Annotated in this window: 21 protein-coding genes and 1 tRNA gene; 13 read left to right on the top strand and 9 right to left on the bottom strand. The window is 62.8% G+C overall.

Annotated elements, in window-relative coordinates:
• Window positions 1–9: 9 nt before the first annotated feature.
• The gene (locus JOE27_RS21645) at window positions 10–900 is read left to right on the top strand and encodes an alpha/beta hydrolase (protein WP_046784933.1); all 891 of its coding nucleotides are present in this window, start codon (window positions 10–12) and stop codon (window positions 898–900) included.
• A 119-nt stretch (window positions 901–1,019) separates the two neighbouring features.
• Window positions 1,020–1,093, top strand: a tRNA-Gly gene (locus JOE27_RS21640).
• Window positions 1,094–1,185: 92 nt separating this feature from the next.
• On the opposite strand, the gene JOE27_RS21635 is transcribed toward JOE27_RS21640, so the two are convergent.
• Window positions 1,186–2,232, bottom strand: a complete 1,047-nt coding sequence (locus JOE27_RS21635) for a glycerophosphodiester phosphodiesterase (RefSeq protein ID WP_239539558.1) — start codon at window positions 2,230–2,232, stop codon at window positions 1,186–1,188.
• Window positions 2,233–2,366: 134 nt separating this feature from the next.
• Between JOE27_RS21635 and JOE27_RS21630 the strand changes: the two genes are divergently transcribed.
• Window positions 2,367–3,380 carry a DUF4917 family protein gene (locus JOE27_RS21630; RefSeq protein ID WP_046784932.1) on the top strand — a complete coding sequence of 338 codons (1,014 nt, stop codon included), beginning with the start codon at window positions 2,367–2,369 and terminating at the stop codon, window positions 3,378–3,380.
• A 31-nt stretch (window positions 3,381–3,411) separates the two neighbouring features.
• Here the strand turns inward: JOE27_RS21630 and JOE27_RS21625 are convergent, their stop codons facing one another.
• Both JOE27_RS21625 and JOE27_RS21620 read right to left on the bottom strand, forming a co-directional pair.
• Window positions 3,412–4,641, bottom strand: coding sequence for an SAM-dependent methyltransferase (locus tag JOE27_RS21625; protein ID WP_119689123.1), 1,230 nt, complete (start codon window positions 4,639–4,641; stop codon window positions 3,412–3,414).
• Window positions 4,642–4,740: 99 nt separating this feature from the next.
• Window positions 4,741–5,358 (bottom strand): membrane protein, encoded by a 618-nt coding sequence (locus tag JOE27_RS21620; protein WP_046784931.1) that lies wholly within the window; start codon window positions 5,356–5,358, stop codon window positions 4,741–4,743.
• Between the two features lie 186 nt (window positions 5,359–5,544).
• Between JOE27_RS21620 and bglX the strand changes: the two genes are divergently transcribed.
• The 6 genes from bglX to JOE27_RS21590 all read left to right on the top strand — a co-directional run bounded on the left by bglX (window position 5,545) and on the right by JOE27_RS21590 (window position 13,999).
• Entirely contained in the window at window positions 5,545–7,836 is a 2,292-nt protein-coding gene (gene bglX / locus JOE27_RS21615; RefSeq protein ID WP_125924249.1) for a beta-glucosidase BglX, read from the top strand.
• Between the two features lie 82 nt (window positions 7,837–7,918).
• Window positions 7,919–9,676, top strand: coding sequence for an ATP-binding protein (locus tag JOE27_RS21610; protein WP_204919857.1), 1,758 nt, complete (start codon window positions 7,919–7,921; stop codon window positions 9,674–9,676).
• Complete coding sequence (locus JOE27_RS21605; RefSeq protein ID WP_046784929.1) at window positions 9,670–11,004, top strand: sigma-54 dependent transcriptional regulator; 1,335 nt, start codon at window positions 9,670–9,672, stop codon at window positions 11,002–11,004. The genes JOE27_RS21610 and JOE27_RS21605 overlap by 7 nt, the downstream gene beginning before the upstream one ends.
• A 277-nt stretch (window positions 11,005–11,281) precedes the next feature.
• Complete coding sequence (locus JOE27_RS21600) at window positions 11,282–12,601, top strand: MFS transporter (protein WP_046784965.1); 1,320 nt, start codon at window positions 11,282–11,284, stop codon at window positions 12,599–12,601.
• Window positions 12,602–12,989: 388 nt separating this feature from the next.
• Window positions 12,990–13,277, top strand: coding sequence for a hypothetical protein (locus JOE27_RS21595; RefSeq protein WP_115273681.1), 288 nt, complete (start codon window positions 12,990–12,992; stop codon window positions 13,275–13,277).
• Between the two features lie 116 nt (window positions 13,278–13,393).
• Window positions 13,394–13,999: a flavin reductase family protein gene (locus JOE27_RS21590; protein WP_125924252.1), complete on the top strand. Its 606-nt coding sequence runs from the start codon at window positions 13,394–13,396 to the stop codon at window positions 13,997–13,999.
• Here JOE27_RS21590 and JOE27_RS21585 read toward each other — a convergent pair whose 3' ends face one another.
• Window positions 14,000–14,233: a hypothetical protein gene (locus JOE27_RS21585; protein ID WP_115275480.1), complete on the bottom strand. Its 234-nt coding sequence runs from the start codon at window positions 14,231–14,233 to the stop codon at window positions 14,000–14,002.
• Window positions 14,234–14,289: 56 nt separating this feature from the next.
• The gene (locus JOE27_RS21580; RefSeq protein ID WP_012312958.1) at window positions 14,290–14,583 is read right to left on the bottom strand and encodes an antibiotic biosynthesis monooxygenase family protein; all 294 of its coding nucleotides are present in this window, start codon (window positions 14,581–14,583) and stop codon (window positions 14,290–14,292) included.
• A 202-nt stretch (window positions 14,584–14,785) separates the two neighbouring features.
• Here JOE27_RS21580 and JOE27_RS21575 point away from each other — a divergent pair, with 202 nt between their 5' ends.
• Window positions 14,786–15,706, top strand: coding sequence for an AraC family transcriptional regulator (locus JOE27_RS21575; protein WP_039604874.1), 921 nt, complete (start codon window positions 14,786–14,788; stop codon window positions 15,704–15,706).
• A gap of 12 nt (window positions 15,707–15,718) precedes the next feature.
• Here JOE27_RS21575 and JOE27_RS21570 read toward each other — a convergent pair whose 3' ends face one another.
• Complete coding sequence (locus JOE27_RS21570) at window positions 15,719–17,356, bottom strand: 5-guanidino-2-oxopentanoate decarboxylase (RefSeq protein ID WP_125924253.1); 1,638 nt, start codon at window positions 17,354–17,356, stop codon at window positions 15,719–15,721.
• A 113-nt stretch (window positions 17,357–17,469) separates the two neighbouring features.
• Between JOE27_RS21570 and JOE27_RS21565 the strand changes: the two genes are divergently transcribed.
• Window positions 17,470–18,348 carry a LysR substrate-binding domain-containing protein gene (locus JOE27_RS21565; RefSeq protein WP_119688340.1) on the top strand — a complete coding sequence of 293 codons (879 nt, stop codon included), beginning with the start codon at window positions 17,470–17,472 and terminating at the stop codon, window positions 18,346–18,348.
• Here the strand turns inward: JOE27_RS21565 and JOE27_RS21560 are convergent.
• Window positions 18,342–18,956 (bottom strand): NAD(P)-dependent oxidoreductase, encoded by a 615-nt coding sequence (locus tag JOE27_RS21560; RefSeq protein ID WP_115273678.1) that lies wholly within the window; start codon window positions 18,954–18,956, stop codon window positions 18,342–18,344. The genes JOE27_RS21565 and JOE27_RS21560 overlap by 7 nt on opposite strands.
• A 27-nt stretch (window positions 18,957–18,983) precedes the next feature.
• On the bottom strand, window positions 18,984–19,859 hold the full coding sequence (locus JOE27_RS21555; RefSeq protein ID WP_115273677.1) for an MBL fold metallo-hydrolase: 876 nt from the start codon (window positions 19,857–19,859) through the stop codon (window positions 18,984–18,986).
• A 104-nt stretch (window positions 19,860–19,963) separates the two neighbouring features.
• On the opposite strand from JOE27_RS21555, the gene JOE27_RS21550 reads away from it, so the two are divergent.
• Together JOE27_RS21550 and JOE27_RS21545 are read left to right on the top strand one after the other, a co-directional pair.
• The gene (locus tag JOE27_RS21550; RefSeq protein ID WP_115273676.1) at window positions 19,964–20,872 is read left to right on the top strand and encodes a LysR family transcriptional regulator; all 909 of its coding nucleotides are present in this window, start codon (window positions 19,964–19,966) and stop codon (window positions 20,870–20,872) included.
• A gap of 126 nt (window positions 20,873–20,998) precedes the next feature.
• Window positions 20,999–21,139 (top strand): hypothetical protein, encoded by a 141-nt coding sequence (locus JOE27_RS21545; protein ID WP_168216568.1) that lies wholly within the window; start codon window positions 20,999–21,001, stop codon window positions 21,137–21,139.
• 20 nt (window positions 21,140–21,159) lie between these two features.
• On the opposite strand, the gene JOE27_RS21540 is transcribed toward JOE27_RS21545, so the two are convergent.
• On the bottom strand, window positions 21,160–22,029 hold the full coding sequence (locus JOE27_RS21540) for an oxaloacetate decarboxylase (protein ID WP_046784922.1): 870 nt from the start codon (window positions 22,027–22,029) through the stop codon (window positions 21,160–21,162).
• Window positions 22,030–22,091 lie beyond the last annotated feature (62 nt).

Genomic DNA, 22,091 nt, shown 5'->3' with positions numbered 1-22,091 from the left:
GTCGATGACATGAGGCCAGAAATCGCTGTACTTGATATCCAAGGTCAGTATCGGGTTTACACGGAGTTCCATCGCGCGGATGCAGCCGAGAAGACGATCATCCTGATCAATGGCTCACTGGCCACCACGGCTTCGTTCGCCCAGACGGTGCGTAACCTGCACCCACAATTCAACGTCGTGCTGTACGACCAGCCCTACTCCGGCAAGTCCAAGGCACATAACCGCCAGGAACGCCTGATCAGCAAGGAAGACGAGGCGCATATCCTGCTTGAGCTGATCGAGCACTTCCAGGCCGACCACGTGATGTCGTTCTCCTGGGGCGGTGCCTGCACCCTGCTGGCGCTGGCGCACCAGCCTCGCATGGTGAAAAAGGCGGTGGTCAGCTCGTTCTCACCGGTGATCAACGAACCGATGCGCGACTACCTGAACCGTGGTTGCCAGTACCTGGCTGCCTGCGATCGCTACCAGGTCGGCAACCTGGTCAACGACACCATTGGCAAGCACCTGCCATCGCTGTTCAAGCGCTTCAACTACCGGCACGTCAGCAGCCTGGACAGCCACGAGTATGCGCAGATGCACTTCCACATCAACCAGGTGCTGCAGCATGACCTGGAACGGGCACTGCGAGGCGCGCGCAACATCGACATCCCGGTGCTGTTCATCAACGGCGACCGTGACGAGTACACCACCGCAGAAGACGCTCGCCAGTTCGGCAACCATGTCGGCAAGAGCCACTTCACGGTGATCCGTGATGCCGGGCACTTCCTGGACATGGAGAACAAGACGGCCTGCGAAGCCACACGCAGCGCGTTGCTCGGCTTCCTCAAGCCGACCGTGCGCCAGGCCCGGGCACGCACCCCGTACAATGCCAGCCAAGAGCAGCATGCATGGGCCATCTGAGTGCATCGGCGCCCTGTAGCCATGGCCTGCAGGCTATGGGCGCCGACAGCTTTTTTTCACCGGTTTATAACGAGGGCTTCTAATTCCAGGCAGGTTCTGGTAAAAAGTCGGGCGCAGACGCGGGTATAGTTTAATGGTAGAACAGTAGCTTCCCAAGCTTCCGACGAGGGTTCGATTCCCTCTACCCGCTCCACACCGCATTACCGCATGGCGTTCAACCAGCGTCATCGCTGCCCCTGAGGCGAAGATCATCCGCAAGTCGATCTGCTTGCCGCCTTCAACAGCTCAGTACCCCAGCCTTTTCAGCAAACCTGGCTCACTTTCAGCCGGGCGATCATAAAAGCGCAGTAGCGCACCCGCCCTGTTGGTAAAGATCCCATCCACCCCTGCCTTCATGCTTGCGGCGAAGTCCTGCGCGTCATCGAGCGTATAGACGTGCACCAGCAGCCCGCGCTCATGGCTGGCCTGGTTCATCCATGGCTGAATGAGATCGGCATAGCTCTGTTCGCCCAGCTTGCTGCGCTTGGCAGAAGGCCCGGTACCGATCGCACCGCCCTGCTTGGCGAAGTCCAGCCAGCGCAGGAACTCAGCCCGGCTCTTCGGTTGCTGGCGTGCGTAAAAAGCGGCCTTGTCGCTTTCGCCTGAATCCGCCAAATCTTGCCCCGAGGCCGGTGCTATGGCCTTGGTACCCACCCACAGCAGCAGAATCTTCGGTACCTGCGGCATCGCCTCGTGCAGCAACGCCAGGCTGTTGCGATCGAATGTCTGCAGCACCACGCGCCCAGGCCGATCGAGCCAGCCACGGGCCTCCAAGCGCTCTTCGAGCTGCCGTTCAATGCCTGGAAACTGGCTGGGTACCTTGGTCTCGATATACAGACCGGGCTGGCGCTGCGGGTTGCCTTCGGCAATATCGATGACTTCGTCAAGGGTAAGGATCGACAGTTTGGCGAACGATGCCCTGGCACGTGCCGGGTAGGCGATGTTGAACCAGCTGCCGGCGTCCAGCGACCTGAGCTCGGCGAGGCTGAAGGCACTGACCGGGCTGTGTTTGCGCTCGGGGAAACGCTCGGCTACATCGCTGGTACGTGACAGCTCATCGTCGTGGACCACGACCAGCACGCCGTCGCGCGTGCGCTGCAGGTCCAGTTCCAGGTAGTCGGCGCCCAACTCGCGGGCCAACAGGTAGGCAGGCCTGGTGGATTCCGGTGCGTCGTAAGAGGCGCCGCGGTGAGCGATCACGGCCGGGTATGGTATGCCGTGGGCTGCGGCGAGGGCTTTGCCGTCCGTTGCCAAGGCCACTGAGGCCGGCCCCAGTGCTGCCAAGGCCAGCATCCCGATCAAACACTTGCGCATGTGAAGTCCTCTTTCATTCTGCGAACCTTGTCGTGGCTGTAGCGCAACCCTCGCACACATTGCATGACATGCTAAAGTCGCCCCCGTTTCCCGCTCCAGCGAATGGACCCATCATGCCCGCACTAGACGCCCACCTCGCCACTTGGCAGGAACTCGCCCAACGCCACCCCTGCGATGCCCTGCTACTGGGCAACGGCGCCAGCCGCGTGCTGTGGAAATCATTCGGCTATTTCTCACTGTTCGAGGAGGCCCAGCGCGCCGGCCGCAAGAAAGGCCTGGCAATCAGCGACCAGGCCTTGTTCAAGTCCCTGGGCACTGAATTGTTCGAGCCGGTGCTGAGCACGCTGAACCAGACTGTGCGCGCCAACGCCGCCCTGGCGATCAACTCCACCGCGCCGCTGAACCGCTACTACTCGATCAAGGAAGCGCTGATCCACGCCGTGCGTACCGTGCACCTGCCATGGCCAAAGATGCCAGCGACAACCCTGGCATCGATCAACCAAGCCTTGCGCGGCTACCGCAGTGTCTATACCAGCAACTACGACCTGATCCTGCCTTGGGCAGTGCAGCACGCACCCCAGGGCTTCGCCACGCTGTTCGATGAGCAAGGCTTCTTCGACGTACGCCGCACCCGCAGCGAAGGGACGCGCGTGCTGCATTTGCACGGCGGCCTGCACCTGCTCAAGCTGCCCGACGGTACCACCCGTCAGCGCAGCGCCGAAAGCGCCGAGCTGCTGGACGGCTTTGCCGTGAACATTCCGGGTGAAGTACCGCTGTTCGTCAACGAAGACCGCAGTGACGAAAAACTGCGCGCCATCCGCAACTCGGATTACCTGGCCTGGTGCCTGGGCCAGTTGGCCCAGGAAAACCAGGGGCTATGCCTGTTCGGGCAGCACCTGGACAGCAGTGACCAGCACTTGCTCGAAGCGATTCGCCAGGCGCGGCCGCGCCATCTTTCGATTGCCATACGGCCATTGAGCGAGGCTTCGGTGGTCAATCAGAAGCAGCACTTTGTGGACCGCTTTGGTGATCTGGCGGGGACAGCGCTGCATTTCTTTGATGCGGGTACGCATCCGTTGGGGTTGGCGGAGTACGCGATAAAGATGCCAGTGCATGCAGAACACTGACAGGCGCTCGGGGACGAGCGCCACAGCCGACTTACGCTGAGATGGGGGGAATCAACCCGTCGTTGCGCAACAACGTCTCCAGGCAATGCTCCTGCACCCCATAAAACGCTTTCAGTTGCGCAATCTTTTCCAGCAGCGCTTGCGCCGCTACGGGCTGCTTGCGCTTCACCGCAAGAATCATCTTGTTCTTGTTGGTGTGCTCAAGCGAGATGAACTCGAACACCTTGGTCTCGTAACCACAGGCTTCCAGATACAGCGCGCGCAAGCTGTCGGTGAGCATCTCGGCCTGCTGCCCCAGATGCAGGCCGTATTGCAGCATCGGCTGCAGCAAGCCCGGGCTGTGCAGTTGCGGGCGAATCTGCTTGTGACAGCACGGCGAGCACATGATGATCGCGGCGTTGCAACGGATTCCGGTGTGGATCGCGTAATCGGTGGCAATGTCGCAGGCATGCAGGGCGATCATCACCTCGATGGCCTCGGGTACTACGCTGCGCACGTCACCGCATTGAAACTCCAGGCCCGGATGCTCCAGACGCGAAGCCGCTGCATTGCACAAATCGACCATGTCCTGACGCAGCTCCACCCCAGTCACCTGGGCTGCGCGGCCCAGGCTGTTGCTCAGGTAGTCGTGCATGGCGAAGGTCAGGTAGCCCTTGCCTGAGCCAAAGTCGGCCACCCGCAGCACCTGGTCAGCCGGCACCGGCGCATTGGCCAGTGCGTGATCGAACACTTCAACGAACTTGTTGATCTGCTTCCACTTGCGCGACATGGACGGGATCAGCGCACCCTGTGCGTCGGTCACGCCCAGATCGCGCAGGAAGGGCCGCGACAGTTCCAGGTAACGCTTCTTCTCGCGGTCGTGGCCCGTGCTGGCAGCAGCCTCGCGCGGCGCCTGGGCACCGTGGCGCTGGAGCATCGGCTTGCCCTTTTTGCTGAAGGTCAGTTGCACTTCGCCGTCGGCGTCGAACAGGTGGGCGTTGCGAAAGCTCTGCCCCAGCAGGTCGGCGATCAGTGCCTGGGCCTGGTCCAGCGGCACGTTGCGGGTGATGTCGCGGGTCTGGTGGCGGTAGACCAACGAAAGGTTGGACTGCCCTTTTACCTGCACCGGCTTGGCGATGATCCGCTGTAGGGTCTGGTCGGCGCCGACATGGCGCGCCAGCACCAGTTTGACCAGGGTATTGCCGTGCAAGGCAGCGCTCAGCAGGTCGAGAAACTGGGCGCGCGCGTCCGGCGCGATAGAAGCGGAAGTACTGGCGGACATGGAAAACAGGTGCCTCGGATAGCGGTGAGCGCGTTGCGCAATGCCGCGCATTCTACGTTGATGCCTGGCTCAGGCGAAGGTTTTCGCGATGGGCGTGGTTCACTCTAGAATCACCAGACGGTTCGGCAGCTCGTTGCGTGCGTGGGTGCGTGGCACGTGCTCGCACAGCCGTTCCCCGCAGGCCTCGATGCACTCGACAAACCCCTGCAAGGTACGGCCCTGGCGCACCTGTTCGGCGAAGCGGGCACCGATCACCGCACGCGAGTGTGCATCGAGGTGGCAATCGATACCTTGATCGACCAGGATCTCCACATGCAGCTCCGCCTCGGCCACGAAGATCAGCACCCCGGCCCCCTTGGCCGTGCAATGCAGTTTCTGCTCGCGAAACTGTTGCCGGGCCAGGCGCGATGCCTGCCAGCGGCGCAGCGCAGGGGGGACCAACCAGGCGTTCAGGCGTGGGGTACGTAGCAGCGCACAAAGGCCGATGAACAGCAGCAGGTTGGCCACCAGCAGCCCGTGCCCAACGGGCCAGCCCAGCAGCAGCTGCAAAAGGCCAGGCACCACCAGCGCCAGCACGGCGGCCCAGAACAGTGGAAGGTAGGCGTAATCATCGGCACGCCGGGCCAGCACGGTCACCAGCTCGGCATCGGTGCGCCGTTCCACGCGCGCGATGGCCTCAGCGATCTGGCGCTGCTCGTATTCGTCGAGGGAAGTCATGCCTTCGGTCTCTGATCGTTTTTATAGTTGTTGTCCCGGCACTCGGGTGATCCTCAGCGAGCGCCATAATCAGGCATAATCCGCCGCTGGAATTAATGCCGGTGAATCGTACAACAATAGCCGCCTGAAAACTTCGGCCGCGCGCGTATCACCGTGGATACGGCACAGGCCTCGACAACGGAATTCATGATGAAACTGTCTTTGCTGGGCCTGGCCTTGGGCCTTGCCAGCCAGGCGGCCCTTGCCGCCCCCACCGCCCCGCCCCTGCAGGACAAGCAGGCATTCATCGAGCATCTGATCAGCCAGATGACCGAGGCTGAAAAGATCGGCCAACTGCGCCTGATCAGCATCGGCCCGGAGATGCCACGCGACAAGATCCGCGAAGAAATTGCCGCAGGCCGTATCGGCGGTACCTTCAACTCGCGCACTGCCCCCGAGAACCGGCCCATGCAGGACGCCGCCATGCGCAGCCGCCTGAAGATTCCGATGTTCTTCGCCTACGACACCATCCACGGCGAGCGCACCATTTTCCCGATCGGCCTGGGGCTGGCTGCCACCTGGGACATGGACGCCATCGCCAAGGTCGGCCGCACCTCGGCCATCGAAGCCGCCGCCGACGCCCTGGACATGACCTTTGCACCCATGGTCGACATCGCTCGCGACCCTCGCTGGGGCCGCACCAGCGAGGGTTTCGGTGAGGACACCTACCTGACCTCGAGGATCGGCCAGGCGATGGTCCGCTCGTTCCAGGGCAGCAGCCCGGCCAACCCGGACAGCATCATGGCCATCGTCAAGCACTTCGCCCTGTATGGCGCGGTGGAGGGCGGGCGCGACTACAACACGGTCGATATGAGCCTGCCGAAGATGTACAACGACTACCTGCCGCCCTACCGCGCCGCGCTCGACGCCGGTGCCGGCGGGGTGATGGTGGCGCTGAACTCGATCAACGGCGTGCCGGCCACCTCCAATACCTGGCTGATGAACGACCTGCTGCGCAAGGAGTGGGGCTTCAAGGGCGTGACCATCAGTGACCACGGTGCCATCCAGGAACTGATCCGCCACGGCGTCGCCCACGATGGTCGCGAAGCGGCCAAGCTGGCGATCAAGGCTGGCATCGACATGAGCATGAACGACACCCTGTATGGCGAAGAGCTGCCAGGGCTGCTCAAGTCAGGCGAGGTGACCCAGGCCGAACTGGACCAGGCCGTGCGCGAAGTACTGGGCGCCAAGTATGAAATGGGCCTGTTCAAGGACCCGTACGTGCGGATCGGCAAGGCCGAAACCGATCTGAAGGATTACTACGGCGAAGACCGCCTGCACCGTGACGCCGCGCGCGACGTGGCGCGCCGCAGCCTGGTGCTGCTGGAAAACCGCAAGCAGACCCTGCCGCTGAAAAAAGCCGGCACCATTGCCTTGGTCGGCCCGCTGGCCGATGCGCCGATCGACATGATGGGCAGCTGGGCTGCCGACGGCAAACCGATGCACTCGGTCACCGTGCGCGAAGGCCTGCGCCGCGCCGTCGAGGGCAAGGCCAAGCTGGTCTATGCCAAAGGCTCCAACGTTACCGGCGACAAGGCGATCGTTGATTACTTGAACTTCCTCAACTTCGATGCCCCGGAAATCGTCGACGATCCGCGCCCGGCCGCTGTGCTGATCGATGAAGCGGTCAAAGCAGCGAAGCAATCCGATGTGGTGGTGGCGGTGGTGGGCGAGTCCCGCGGCATGTCCCACGAGTCGTCCAGCCGCACCACCCTGGAGATCCCGGCCAGCCAGCGCGAGCTGATCAAGGCCCTGAAAGCCACTGGCAAGCCGCTGGTACTGGTGCTGATGAACGGCCGGCCGCTGTCGATCGCCTGGGAACGCGAACAGGCCGATGCCATCCTGGAAACCTGGTTCGCTGGCACCGAGGGCGGCAATGCCATCGCCGACGTGCTGTTCGGTGACTACAACCCTTCGGGCAAGCTGGCCATCACCTTCCCGCGTTCGGTCGGGCAGATCCCGATGTACTACAACCACACGCGCATTGGCCGCCCGTTCACCCCAGGCAAGCCGGGCAACTACACCTCACAGTACTTCGAAGAGCCAAACGGCCCGCTGTACCCGTTCGGTTACGGCTTGAGCTACAGCACCTTCGAGCTGTCGGGGCTGAACCTGTCGCACAAGGACCTCAAGCGTGGCGACACGCTGGAGGCCAAGGTGACGGTGAAGAACACCGGCAAGGTGGATGGCGAGACCGTGGTCCAGTTGTACCTGCAGGACGTAGCAGCATCCATGAGCCGCCCGGTGAAGGAGCTTAAAAACTTCCAGAAAGTGATGCTCAAGGCCGGTGAGTCGCGGACCTTGGCCTTCCGCATAAGCGAAGAAGACCTGAAGTTCTTCAATGGGCAGCTGCAGCGGGTGGCTGAACCTGGCGCTTTCAATGTCCAGGTCGGGCTGGACTCAGAGGCCGTGCAGCAGAAGAGCTTCGAACTGCTGTAACCGGTCTGCAAGCATTACCGTCCTGTCGCCGGTTTGACGGCGATAGGACGGTACTGACAACTCCTTCATCCGGACCCGCCCCATGCCATTTTCCTTTCGCGCCCTGCGTTTGGGGCTGATCACCCTGCTGATCCTGGCCGGCACCGCGCTCAGTGCGGGCTGGGCCATGCAGCAGGCCAAGCGTCAAGCCATGGAGGATGACGCCCGCCGCGCCAGCCAACAGTTGGGGCTGTACGCCACGTCGCTGCATACCCTGATCGAACGCTATCGCGCCCTGCCCGCCGTCCTGGCGCTGGACCCGGAACTGATCCAGGCACTGCGCGGCCCGATCAGCGAGCAGGTACAGGACACACTCAACCGCAAGCTCGAACGAATAAATGGTGCAGCCAATTCCTCCACCCTGGAGCTGCTCGACCACACCGGGCTGGCCGTGGCGGCCAGCAACTGGCGCTTGCCCACCACCTACGTAGGTTCCAACTACGGCTTTCGTCCGTATTTCAAGCAAACCCGCAGCCAGGGCAGCGGCCGCTTCTATGCCGTGGGCGTGACCAGCGGCGTGCCGGGGTATTTCCTGTCCAGTGCAGTCACCGACGAACAAGGGCGCTTTCTCGGGGCCATGGTGGTGAAACTGGAGTTTCCCGAACTTGAACGCGAGTGGCGCCAGGGCAGCGACATCCTGCTGGTCAGCGACGCACGCGGCATCACCTTCATCGCCAACCAGGACGGCTGGCGTTATCGCGAGCTGCAACCGCTCAGCGGGCCCGATCGGGCAGAGCTGGCCCAGACCCGCCAGTACGACAAGCAGCCGCTGGTACCGCTGCAGCATCAGGTACTGACCCGTTTCGCCAGCAACAGCACCCTCAGCCGCGTGCAGGGGCCTGATGGGCCTGCCGAGTACCTGTGGGAAAGCCTACCGCTGGAAAGTGAAGACTGGACCTTGCACCTGTTGCGCAAACCACAACTGGCCGCTGATGGCCGTAATGCAGCCCTGGGCGCAGCTGCCGCGTGGCTGAGCCTGGTGTTCGCTGCACTGTTCGTCAGCCAGCGCCTGCGCCTGGCCCGCTTGCGCCGGCGCAGCCGTGAAGAGCTCAAGCGCCAGGTCGAAGAGCGCACCCGCGAGCTGCGTACCGCCCAGGAGGGCCTGGTGCAGTCGGCCAAACTGGCCGCACTGGGGCAGATGTCAGCCGCCATGGCCCACGAGATCAACCAGCCGCTGACGACCCAGCGCATGCAACTGGAAACCCTGCGCCTGCTGCTCGATCACGGCCGCTACGACGAGGCACGCCAGGCCCTGGAGCCGCTGGAGCAGATGCTCACGCGCATGGCCGCGCTCACCAGCCACCTGAAAACCTTCGCCCGTAACAGCCCGGTCGGCCTGCGCGAGCGGCTGGACCTGGCGACCGTTGTCGATCAGGCCCTGCACCTGCTGGACACACGCATCCGCAGCGACGAGGTCGAAGTGGCCCTCTACCTGGCGCGCCCGGCATGGGTGCGCGGTGATGCGATCCGCCTGGAGCAAGTGTTGATCAACCTGCTGCGCAACGCCCTCGACGCCATGGCCGACAAACGTTACAAACGCCTGGAAATCCGCATCGAACCCGAGCACGATCAATGGCGACTGAGCGTGCTCGACTCTGGCGGCGGGATTGCCGAGACCGACCTGGCCAGGGTTTTTGACCCCTTCTTCACCACCAAACCGGTGGGTGAAGGGCTCGGCCTGGGCCTGGCGATTTCCTATGGCATCATCCATGAAGCCGGCGGCCAGTTACAGGCCGAAAACCTGCCAGGCGGTGCGCGCCTGAGCCTTACCCTGCCCCGCGACCTGGAGCCTGCATGTTGAATTCAGTGATCGTTGTCGATGATGAAGCCAGTATTCGCAGCGCCGTCGAGCAATGGTTGAACCTGTCCGGTTTCAACGTGCAGTTGTTCGCCCGCGCCGAGGACTGCCTGGCTCAGTTGCCCTGTCATTTTCCAGGGGTTGTCATCAGTGACGTGCGCATGCCGGGCATGGGCGGCTTGCAGCTGCTCGAGCGCCTGCAGGCCGATGATCCGGACCTGCCGGTCATTCTTCTGACCGGGCATGGCGATGTGCCGATGGCGGTCGAGGCCATGCGCAACGGCGCCTACGATTTCCTGGAAAAACCCTTCACGCCACAGCACCTGCTCGGGAGCCTGCGCCGCGCGCTGGAGAAGCGCCAGCTGGTGCTGGAGAACCGCCGCCTGCATGAGCAGGCAGACCTCAAGTCGCGCCTGGAATCCACGCTTCTGGGTATGTCCCAAGGCCTGCAGCAATTGCGTCGGCAGGTGCTGGACCTGGCCAGCCTGCCGGTCAATGTGCTGATTCGCGGCGAAACCGGGAGTGGCAAGGAGCGCGTGGCGCGCTGCCTGCACGACTTCGGCCCGCGTGCAGGCAAGCCCTTCGTGGCGCTCAACTGTGCAGCCATCCCTGAGTCGCTGTTCGAAGCCGAACTGTTCGGCCACGAAAGCGGTGCCTTTACCGGCGCCCAAGGCAAGCGCATCGGCAAGCTCGAATATGCCAACGGCGGCACGGTGTTTCTCGATGAAATCGAGAGCATGCCATTGGCCCAGCAGGCCAAGCTGCTGCGGGTGATCCAGGAGCAGAAGCTGGAAAGGCTGGGGGCCAATCAGAGCATCAGCGTCGACCTGCGAATTATCGCCGCAACCAAGCCCGACCTGCTCGAAGAGGCACGCGCCGGGCGTTTTCGCGAAGACCTGGCCTATCGCCTGAATGTCGCCGAACTGCGCCTGGCACCGTTGCGCGAGCGGCGCGAGGACATCCCGCTGCTGTTCGAACACTTCGCCCACGCTGCAGCCCAGAAGCTCGGCCGCTCAGCCCCGCCGTTGTCGGGTACGCAACTGGCGCAGCTGCTGTCACATGACTGGCCGGGCAACGTGCGGGAACTGGCCAATGCCGCCGAACGCCACGCGCTGGGCTTGGGTTCGCCGAGCCTTGACAGCTTGCCTGCAGGCCAATCCCTGGTAGAGCAGATGGAGGCGTTCGAGGCGCAATGTCTGCGTGTGGCGTTGCGCTTGCACAAGGGTGAGATCAAGGGCGTGATGCAAGACTTGCAACTGCCCAGGCGCACCCTCAACGAAAAAATGCAGCGCCATGGGCTGGTACGCGAGGATTTCGTCGTGCGGGAATGAGCGGAAATCCGCCTATTGGTTAATCTCAATAAGCAAAAATCCGCTTACTTTTACTCTTTTTCCTAAGCCTGCCCTGCAGTTCATCACGTGCAGGCGCAGGCCGATGCAAACCGCGGCCGGCCAGCGGCAGCGCGGCTTCCATGCAAGCTGCAGCTCCGTGAACGGCGCCACGCGCCCTCAAATGAATCACCACGCACCCGTTTGGCACACCTTCTGCAATCTCGCTGGCAAGCTGCGCTTCGGCGCGCTCCACAAAAACAACGAGAAGGTATCCCTGATGGATAACGCCACCTCCCTGCCAACCGGGGCAGCCGTCGCGCCCGCCGCAGAAAGAACCACCGCCAGCCGCCTCAAGTCGATTTTCAGCGGTTCCATCGGCAACATGGTCGAATGGTACGACTGGTACGTCTACGCCGCATTCTCGCTGTATTTCGCCAAGGCCTTCTTCCCGGCCGGCGATTCCACCGCACAACTGCTCAACACCGCCGCGATTTTCGCCGTGGGCTTCCTCATGCGCCCGATCGGTGGCTGGCTGATGGGCCTGTACGCCGACCGCAAGGGGCGCAAGGCCGCGCTGATGGCCTCGGTTCTGCTCATGTGCGCCGGCTCTCTGGTCATCGCCCTGACCCCGGGTTACGAAACCATCGGCGTCGCCGCCCCGGTCCTGCTGGTCATCGCCCGCCTGCTGCAAGGCCTGTCGGTAGGGGGTGAATACGGCACCTCGGCCACCTACCTCAGCGAAATGGCCAGCAAGGAGCGCCGTGGTTTCTTCTCCAGCTTCCAGTACGTGACCCTGATCTCCGGTCAGCTCATCGCCCTGGCGGTGCTGATCGTTCTGCAGCAGACGCTGACCACCGAGCAACTGTATGCCTGGGGCTGGCGCGTACCGTTCGTGATTGGCGCGCTCTGCGCGGTGGTCGCGCTGTACCTGCGCCGCGGCATGGAAGAAACCGCCTCATTCACCAAGAAGGAAAAGGCCAAGGAAAGCCTGATGCGCACCCTGATGCGCCACCCCAAGGAACTGATGACCGTGGTCGGCCTGACCATGGGCGGTACTTTGGCCTTCTACACCTACACCACCTACATGCAGAAATACCTGGTCAACACCGTTGGCATGAGCATCAGTGACTCGACCACCATTTCGGCGGCCACACTGTTCCTGTTCATGTGCCTGCAGCCGATCATCGGCGGCCTCTCGGACAAGATCGGCCGTCGCCCGATCCTGATCGCCTTCGGCGTACTGGGCACCCTGTTCACCGTACCGATCCTCAGCACTCTGCACACCATTGAGTCCTGGTGGGGCGCGTTCTTCCTGATCATGGCTGCGTTGATCATCGTCAGCGGTTACACCTCGATCAATGCCGTGGTCAAAGCCGAACTGTTCCCGACCGAGATCCGCGCCCTGGGTGTTGGCCTGCCTTACGCCCTGACCGTCTCGATCTTCGGCGGCACCGCAGAATACGTAGCCCTGTGGTTCAAGAGCGCCGGGATGGAGAGCGGTTTCTACTGGTACGTCACGGCGTGCATCGCTTGTTCGCTGTTGGTGTACGCGACCATGAAGGACACCAAGCAGCATTCGCGGATTACGACTGACTGACAGTGACCCTGCGGTTTGAAAAGGGGCGCCCCAGTAACTGGGCGCCCCTTTTTTTGGTTGCTCGCAAAGCCTTTGTGATGTCGCTGGTTGCATGGTTTGAGGGTTCTGGCGCCCTTGACACTCACCCGACAGCCCACCAAATCCCCGCCTTAACCCCGAATTAATACCGCTGCTGCATCCTGCGTAGGCTGGAGAGCCCAATTGCACTGCGCAACGCATCCCTGGCGTTGCCGGGCCGTACCCAGTGCAAAGTGACAATCGGTGCGCCCAAAATGATCTGATAATTCGATTATTTAACGCCAATTTTTGCGCTTTTTAATCAAATTAATCGGCGTAGCATTGGACCCATAGAAACAAACAACCTCTTGAACCCAACGGAGCAACGACCATGAAAAACAAACTGATCCTCACCCTGGCCCTCTCGGTTTTCGCCACTGGCGCCTTCGCCGAAGATGGCTTCGAGCGCACCAACGCCCACAGCTTCGCAGCGGCCCAGAGCCAAGCGGCCACTTACGCTGAAGACGGTTTCGACCGCACTGGTGCACAACGCTTCGCCGAAGACGGCTTCGACCGCACTGGCGCACAACGCTTCGCCGAAGACGGTTTCGACCGCACTGGCGCACAACGCTTCGCCGAAGACGGCTTCGACCGCACCAACGCCCACCGCATCAGCTGATCCCTGATGCGTGCAACCAGCCCGGCCTCGGTCGGGCTTGATCATTTCCAGGCGGGCACAAGCTTGGCACACTAGGCGCCTCGTCCCCTCTGGAGGTAGGGCCACAGGCCCGACAGATGTACTACTACGAACCCGCCAAAGGCCACGGCCTGCCCCACGACCCGTTCAATGCCATCGTAGGCCCACGCCCGATCGGCTGGATCTCATCCCAGGACCGCGAAGGCCGTTTGAACCTCGCCCCCTACAGTTTCTTCAACGCCTTCAACTACATCCCACCGATCATCGGTTTCTGCAGCGTCGGGCGCAAAGACAGCCTGAACAATATCGAGCAGACCGGTGAGTTCGTCTGGAACCTGGCCACCCGCCCGCTGGCCGAAGCCATGAACCAGAGCTGCGCAGCCGTACCGGCAGAGGTGAACGAGTTCGACTTGAGCGGGTTGACGGCAACCCCGTCGAGCCTGGTGAAGGTGCCCCGCGTGGGCGAAACCCCGGTGGCTTTCGAATGCAAGGTGAGCCAGATCGTCCAGCTCAAGCGGGCCGACCAGGAACATGTGCCGAGCTGGCTGATCCTCGGCGAGGTGGTGGCGGTGCATATCGCTGAGCACCTGCTCAAGGACGGTATCTACGATACCGCGGCCGCCGAGCCGATCTTGCGAGGCGGTGGCCCGGCGGACTACTTCGAGCTGGGCAACCTGTTCAAGATGAGAAGGCCGCAGGCCTGATCACCAGACCAACTCGCCTTCTTCACCAACGCCCTTGAGGCGTTCGAGTTCGGCGCAGGCGGCCTCATCGGCCGCCATGGCGCTCTTGAACACCTGGCCATCGAGCACCTTGTGAAAGCGCGGCGCACCGCCCATGCCCAGCGCCTTGACCGCGATAGCGGCGTTGTAGCCGCCGCCTTCCACCGGGACCATCGCCGAAACCGCTTCGAAATGCGGGAATTCTTTACGTGCCATGTTGCAATCCGCGTCGTTGATCGAGGGGCGGCATTTTACCCTGCGCGGCATGGCATTCAACCGAAGGTATGCAGATCCAGGCTGCTGACCACCTGGGCCTGCACCAGTTCGCCAAACACCTGCAAGGTCGGCGACTCGAAATAACCTGTCATCGCCTGTTGGTCACGCCAGCTCCCACTGAGCAGCCAAAGATCGGCATCGGCCTGCGAACGCTGTACGGTAAAGCTCAGGCAGCCAGGCGCGCTCAGCGAAGGCTCAAGCAGGTCCCGCAGGCGCGCGCCGAGCTCCGCCGAACGACCGCTGCTGGCACGGATGAAAGCCAAATGGGTGACCGGTTGTAGAAGGGCCATTGCACGATCTCCTTGGAGCAGACGGACGGGAAAACCAGGCTGCCAAGGTTAGTGGCGCGCTCGCGCGGCGCGTTAGGCCATTACTGCACGTCGATTGCCTGATCCTGCCGCACGGCAGGATCAGGCAATCGACGTGCAGCTTTGGACTAGCGCCCGCCATTGCCCAAACCTATGCTGCGTCGGTCAGCAGAGGAAAGCCATCATGACCACCGCCCCGTCCATTGATCCGACCCTGGAAGTGCAGCGCCAGGAACTGGCCGAGCTGATCGGGCGCCATGCCGGCGAAGCCCACGGCCCCGCGTCGGCCATCGATGATCTGTACCTGGTGCGCTACACCGAGAACGTGCGCTCGGTGCCAACCCTGGCCCAGCCTGCCCTGTGCGTCCTCGCCCAAGGCAGCAAAAGCCTGTTTCTGGGCGACGAGCAGTATGCCTACGACCCGCTGCATTACATGGTGGTGTCGGTGACCCTGCCGCTCAGCGGTGCCAAGCTCGATGCCAGCCCGGAAAATCCCAGCCTGGGCCTGCGTCTGGACCTTGACCCGGCCGAGATCAGCCAGTTGATTGCCGAAAGCGGGCCGATGCTGGTGCCCAATCTGCCCTCAGGTCGCGGCCTCTATGTGGAAAGGACAGATCCGCAACTGCTCGACGCACTGCTGCGCCTGATTCGCCTGCTGGACGCCCCGCGGGACATTGCCATGCTGGCGCCGCTGATCCGGCGGGAAATCCTCTATCGCCTGTTGCGCGGCCCTCAGGGTTACCGCCTGTATGAAATTGCCCTGGCCAACAGCCAGACGCACCGGGTGTGCCAAGCCATCACCTGGCTCAATCAGAATTACCAGCAACCGCTGCGCATCGAGGACCTGGCTCGGGAGGTCAACCTCAGCACGTCAACCTTGCACCACAGGTTCAAAGCCGTGACCTCCATGAGCCCCTTGCAGTACCAGAAGCAGTTGCGCCTGCAGGAGGCCCGCCGGCTGATGCTCAACGATGGCCTCGAGGCAGCGGTGGCGGGTTATCGGGTGGGTTATGAAAGCCCATCACAGTTCAGCCGCGAGTACAGCCGGCTGTATGGCGCGCCGCCGATCCGGGATGTGGCGCGCTTGCGGGCCAGTGCCGGGTAATAGAGTGCACAATCAGCCTTCTACCACCGCCTGCCACTGGTTCTGATCGACCTGGATCAACGTCGGCCCCTTACGCTCCACCGCCCGCCCCAGGGCCGCCTGCAACTGCTGCACATCGCCAACCTGTTCCGCTTCAGCCCCCAACGCACGTGCCACGCCGATGAAATCCGGGGTATGGATATCGACCCCTACCGGCTCGATGGCACGATTGACCATGTATTTCTTGATCTCTTCATAGCCCTGGTTATTCCACAGCAGCACGATCAACGGCACCTGCGCCTCCACCGCACTGGCCAGCTCCGGCAGGGTGAACTGCAGCCCACCGTCCCCGATCAGGCACACTGCCGGGGCACGCGTGGCCGGTTGCTCGGCGCTGCCCAGCCACGCCCCCATCGCCGCCGGCAGTGCATAACCCAAGGTGCCGTAACCGGTCGAGGCATTGAACCAGCGGCGTGGCTGATCCATATCCAGGGTCAGGTTGCCGGTGTACACAGGTTGAGTCGAATCGCCCACCAGGATGGCGTTGGGCAAGCGTTCCAGAATGCTGGTCAGCAGGCGGGTCTGGCTCAGGGTTGGCTGGTCCCAGGTAGCGTTCAGTGACGTGCGCAGGCGCTGCGCGCGTGCCGCCCCCCACGTGCCATCGCGGGCAGGCTGGGGCAGGTCGTGCAAGGCATCGAGCAATGCCTGTGCTGCCAGCTCGGCATCGGCGACCAGCGCCAGCTCCGGCAGGTAATTGCGCACGGTCTGGTCCGGGTCGATGTCGATGCGCAGCAGTGCCCCGGGGATTTCAAAGCCGCCCTTGAACGTCACGTCGTAGTCAGTTTCAGCCAGCTCGGTGCCAATCGCCAGCACTACATCAGCCTCAGCCACCAGCGCACGGGTGGCGACCAGCGACTGGGTCGACCCGATCTGCAACGGATGGTCAGAGGGCAGCAGGCCCTTTGCATTGATGGTCAGAGCCACAGGGGCCTGCAGGTACTCGGCCATGCGCGCAAGCGCAGGGCCAGCAGCCAAAGCACCGCCGCCTGCCAGGATCAAAGGCTTGCGCGCCTTGGCCAGGCGTTCGGCCATCAGTGCCACAGCCTGCGGCGCGGCGCCCGCGCGGCTACTGCGTACAGGGCGGCCCGGTAGCAGATGGTCAGCAGGCTCGACCAGCACGTCCAGCGGAATCTCGATATGCACCGGACGCGGCCGGGCGCCATCGAACACGGCAAACGCGCGCGCCAGTACCTGTGGCAAGTCATCAGCGCTCATCAAGGTTTGCGAGAAGGCGGCCACCCCAGCCACCAGGGCGCTTTGGTTGGGCAGCTCGTGCAGCTTGCCACGGCCACCACCCAGCTGGCTGCGCGATTGCACGCTGGAAATCACCAGCATCGGGATCGAATCGGCGTAGGCCTGGCCCATCGCGGTGGTGATGTTGGTCATCCCAGGGCCGGTGATGATGAAACATACACCCGGCTTGCCACGCGTACGCGCATAGCCGTCAGCCATGAACCCGGCGCCTTGCTCATGACGCGGTGTGATATGGCGGATGGACGAGCCCGCCAACCCTCGGTAGAGCTCCACTGTATGTACGCCGGGGATGCCGAAGACATGGTCTACGCCATAGCCTTCGAGGAGTTTGACCAGTACTTCGCCGCAGGTAGCCATCGCGTTTCACCTTGGATCTTGTTGGAATCTGCGCTCATTGGACCCAACGCACAGCTATCGCCACAAGGCAAAAAAACACATACTAGCCATGTCCTGTAATCATGGCTTGCGCGATGAAACGCCTTCCACCGCTTTCCGCTCTGCACACCTTCCTGATCACCGCTCAGCACTGCAACTTCACCCGTGCCGCACAGCAGTTGCATATCACCCAGGGCGCCGTCAGCCGGCAGATCGCCGGGCTCGAAGAGCACCTGGGGTATGCCCTGTTCCAACGCCAGGCCCGCGGCCTGAGCCTGACGCGTGAAGGCCAGGACTGGCTGCCGCGCGTGCAACAGGTGTTCGCCTTGATCGAACAGGGTGTGCGCGAGGTGGGCGGGCGCAGCACGACCTTGCAGCTCAAGGCGCCGACCTGCGTGATGCGCTGGCTGTTGCCGCGCCTGATGGAATGGCAGGCACTGCGCCCGGATGTGCCGGTAGAGCTGACCACCACGGTGCAACATGGCGTGGATTTTCGGCGCGAAGGGTTCGATGCGGCGGTGGTCTATGGCAGCTTGCCCAATCATGGGCTGCGGGTGCGCAAGCTGTTCGATGAGCAACTCACGCCCGTCTGCGCGCCATCGTTACTGGCTGGGCCTTTGCCACTGAAGCAGGTCGAGGACCTGGCGCGCCATATGCTGCTGCACCCATCGCGGGATGAGCATGACTGGCGCCTGTGGCTGCAAGCGGCCGGTGCGTCACTCGACCTGCACGGGCCGAAGCAGCACTTCGAGACGCTGGACATGGCCATGGCCATGGCATCCCAGGGCACTGGGGTTGCCATTGGCGATTGGGCATTGATTGGCGATGACCTGCGCGGCGGGCGTTTGTGCATGCCCTTCGGGTTGAAGGTGACCACCGGCAAAGCCTATTACCTGGCCTGCCAGTCCAAAAGCTTGCCAGCAGGGTTGGCCGAGCTGATGGACTGGCTGGAGGGCCGTGCCGAGGCTCAGTAACCGACGGTAAAACGCTGCCGCGAATGCGCCGGTTTCTCCAGTTCATCGAGCATGGCAATGGCGTAGTCGGCAAAGGTAATCCAGCTCTTGCCATCGGCGCCGATCAGCAGGTGGTCCTTGCCCAAGGTGTAATGCCCTGTCCGCTCCCCTTCGACGAACTCAGCCGACGGCGACAGGAAGGTCCAGTCCAGGTTCTGTTCCTGGCGCAGCACCTCAAGAAAGCGTACACCGGCGCTGGCCTCGGCCTTGTAAGCCTCGGGAAAGTCCGGGCTGTCGATGACCCGATGCCCGGAAGGCAACAGCAGGCTGCCGGCGCCCCCGACCACCAACAGGCGTTTGACGCCCGCACGCTTGACCGGCTCGATGATCGCATGCGGCTCGATGGTCGAAAAACGCGCAGCGCTCAGCACCGCATCCACACCCGCCAGCGCCTTGTGCAGCGCCGCGCTGTCCTTGACGTCGAGCGCCTGCACGGTCACGCCCGCGCGCCCCTGCAGTGTCGAAGGGTCGCGGGCAATGGCGAGCACACTGTGCCCGCGGCGCAACGCCTCTTCCAGCAGTTGGCTGCCAGCGCGGCCAGTAGCACCGATGATTGCGATCTTGCTCATGAGGAACACTCCTTCAGTTGAATGGAATTACCACTTCATCTCGCCCTTGGCGACCTTGGCACCGAGCTCCAGCGAGCTCTCGTCGGCCAGGCCCGGGTAACGCTTCTTCATTGCGCCGATCAGCCCATCGGCGTCTTTGGCCTTGGCCGCTTCAACATCGAACGCCTGGATGTAGCTCGCCGTGAAATGCACGGCATCGAGCGAATGATCGCTCTGCCCCAAGTAGTGGCCGGCCACGACAGTACGCGGTGCCAGCTGCTCGATGTGCTTGAGCGTGCCAAGCCAATCCGCATGCGACTTGGCTGACTGGGTATCGGCCATCCAGACATGGATGTTTTCGGAGACCACCACCCCACCCACCACCGCCTTGATCGACGGAATCCAGACAAAACTGCGCTCAGGTTGCGGGCCATCCAGCCCCATGACTTCGAGCGGCTGCCCCTCCAGCATCAGGCGATTGCCATCGAGCACCTGTGGCACCACCAGCCGCGCCGGTTTGTCGGAGCCCATCTGCGGGCCCCAGTAAGCCAGCTTGGCATCCATGGTCTGGCGGATATGGGCAACGGTGTCGGCCGAAGCAACCACGCTGGCCTCAGGGAAGGCCTGGGTCAGGGTGTCGAGGCCGAAGTAGTAGTCCGGGTCGCCATGGCTGATGTAGATGGTCGTCAGGTGTTTGCCGCCAGCACGCAGGCGTTGCGCCAGCTGTTCGGCCTGGGCCTTGCCGAACTGGGCGTCGACCAGGATGGCGTCCTTTTCGCCACTGACGATTACCGAGCTGACCGGGAAGATGGCCTCATGGCCTGGGTTGTAAATGTCCAGTTGCAACGGCTCGGCAGCCTGGGCCTGGCCAGCCAAGGCGACACATGCCAGCACCAGGCTGCGCAAGGGAGTGAATATCGACATGCTCTGTGACCGTCCGCGAGAAGAATGATCAACAGCTTAGTTGCCCGATCCATGACAAAAAATGCGATGCTCGAACATAGTTTGTTTCTGAAATCGGGCAAATCATGGACCGTCTGAACGCGATGCGCGTTTTTGTCACCGTCGTCGACCTGGGCAGCCAGTCGGCGGCGGCCGATCAACTGCAGCTGTCCCGCCCGGTGGTCTCGCGCTACCTCGCCGAGCTGGAGGACTGGGTTGGCGCGCGCTTGATGCAGCGCACCACGCGCAAATTGAGCCTGACCGCCGCTGGCCTGGAGACCCTGCCCCGCTGCCGGCATCTGCTGGAACTGGCCGGCGACCTGCAGGCCGCCGTGCAGCAACCGGCGGATGCGCCCCGTGGCGCCCTGCGCATCAGCGTCAGTACCTCATTCGGCCAGGCACAACTGGTGGATGCGGTAGCCGCGTATGTGCGCCGCTACCCTGGGGTGAGAGTCGAGCTGCAGATGCTTGATCGCACGGTCAACCTGGTGGACGAGCGCATCGACCTGGCCATCCGCACCAGCAACGACCTGGACCCGAACCTCATCGCCCGGCGCCTCACTGTATGCCGCTCAGTCGTCTGCGCGGCACCCGCCTACTTGCATGAGCATGGCACCCCGCAACGGGTCGAGGAACTGAGCCAGCACAATTGCCTTACTCATGCCTACTTCGGCCACAGCGTCTGGCATTTCGAAGTGGGCGGCCAGCCGATCACTGTCCCGGTCGAAGGTAATATCAGTGCCAACGAGGCCATGACCCTGCAGAAGGCGGCACTGGCCGGTGCGGGGGTCGCCATGCTGCCGACTTACCAGGCTGCCGCGGCCCTGCGTACAGGCGAACTGGTGCGCCTGCTGCCTGATGCACGCCCGCAGGAGCTGAACCTGAATGCGGTGTACACATCACGCAAGCATATGCCGGCGACCTTGCGCAGCATGCTGGATTTTCTGGCGCAGCGGTTCAGGGACGAACCGGAGTGGGATAAAGATTTGTTGTGAACTGCCGCGCAACCGGGCTGTTGCGTCAAGCGTCCACCTGTGATTGACCTATGCTTGAGGTATCACCTGTTTTTGCAACAGGAGGTGAGCACCATGGGCATCAAATCAAGAAGAGTCGCCCTTGTCATGGCAATGACTGCAGCCGTCGGGCTTTACGGCTCCGCCTGCTGGCGCGCCGAGCTGCTACGCAGCCAGCCCAACGCGGCAGCCAGTTGCGAGCAGGCGCACTGCGTGCCGCACACCGCCACCTTGAGCGCCGTCCGCTGAGCCGAACGGCGCAATGCCGATCACTCGTCGACGCTCATGTATTCCTTGGCCCAGCGGATATAGTCCTCAGGCTGGGTGTAGGTGTGCGACAGCTCGGTGGCCGTGAGGTTTTCCGACTTGTTCTGCTGGCCGCGCTGCAGGCGCAGGCAGTCATAAGTGGCCTTGATCGCGGCAAAGTAGGCGGCATGGCCATCGACCACTATCCGTACGCCAAGGCGTGCCAGGCGCTCATCGTCGCGCAGGTTCGGGTTGGCATAGGTCACCAGCATCAGCGGCACGCTGAGGTGCTCGGCGATCTGCTCCAGTTGCTCGAAGTCTTTGACACCCACCATGCAGATAGCATCGGCACCGGCCTTCTGGTAGCTCTGGGTGCGCACGATGATTTCTTCGGTGCTGAGCACGCCGGCGTTAGTGCGGGCGATGATCGAGAGCGACGAGTCGACCCGGGCCTCCAGCGCCGCACGGATCTTGCCAACGCCCTCTTCGACCGGGATCAGGTCGGTGGACTTGCGCCCGAACTGGGCCGGCAGCAGCGTGTCTTCGATAGTGAGCGCAGCCACACCGGCGCGTTCCAGTTCGATGACCGTGCGCATGACGTTCAGCGCATTGCCATAACCGTGGTCGGCATCGGCGAGCACCGGCAGCTGGGCCACACGGCCGATGCGGGTAGCCTGCTCGACGAACTCACTCAGTGTGATAAGGGCGAAGTCTGGTGCGGCCAGCACCTGCAGCGAGGCGACCGACCCGCCGAGAATGCCGACTTCGAAGCCCAGGTCAGCGGCAATACGCGCCGACATCGGGTCGAACACGGAGGCCGTGTGATAGCAGGAACCTGAAGCGAGCAGCTCGCGGAAGGCAAAACGCAGATCTTGATGGGAAGCCTTGGGCATGATCACTCCGCTTATACGTGAAATTGAACGGTTGCTACCGACCCCTGAATCGGGTCTACCTG

This window comes from Pseudomonas sp. M5, from assembly GCF_016907075.1.
In the GTDB taxonomy this organism is placed as follows: Bacteria; Pseudomonadota; Gammaproteobacteria; order Pseudomonadales; family Pseudomonadaceae; genus Aquipseudomonas; species Aquipseudomonas putida_E.
The sequence above is the reverse complement of the archived record's forward strand: the minus strand, read 5'-3'. Positions and strand labels throughout refer to the sequence as shown.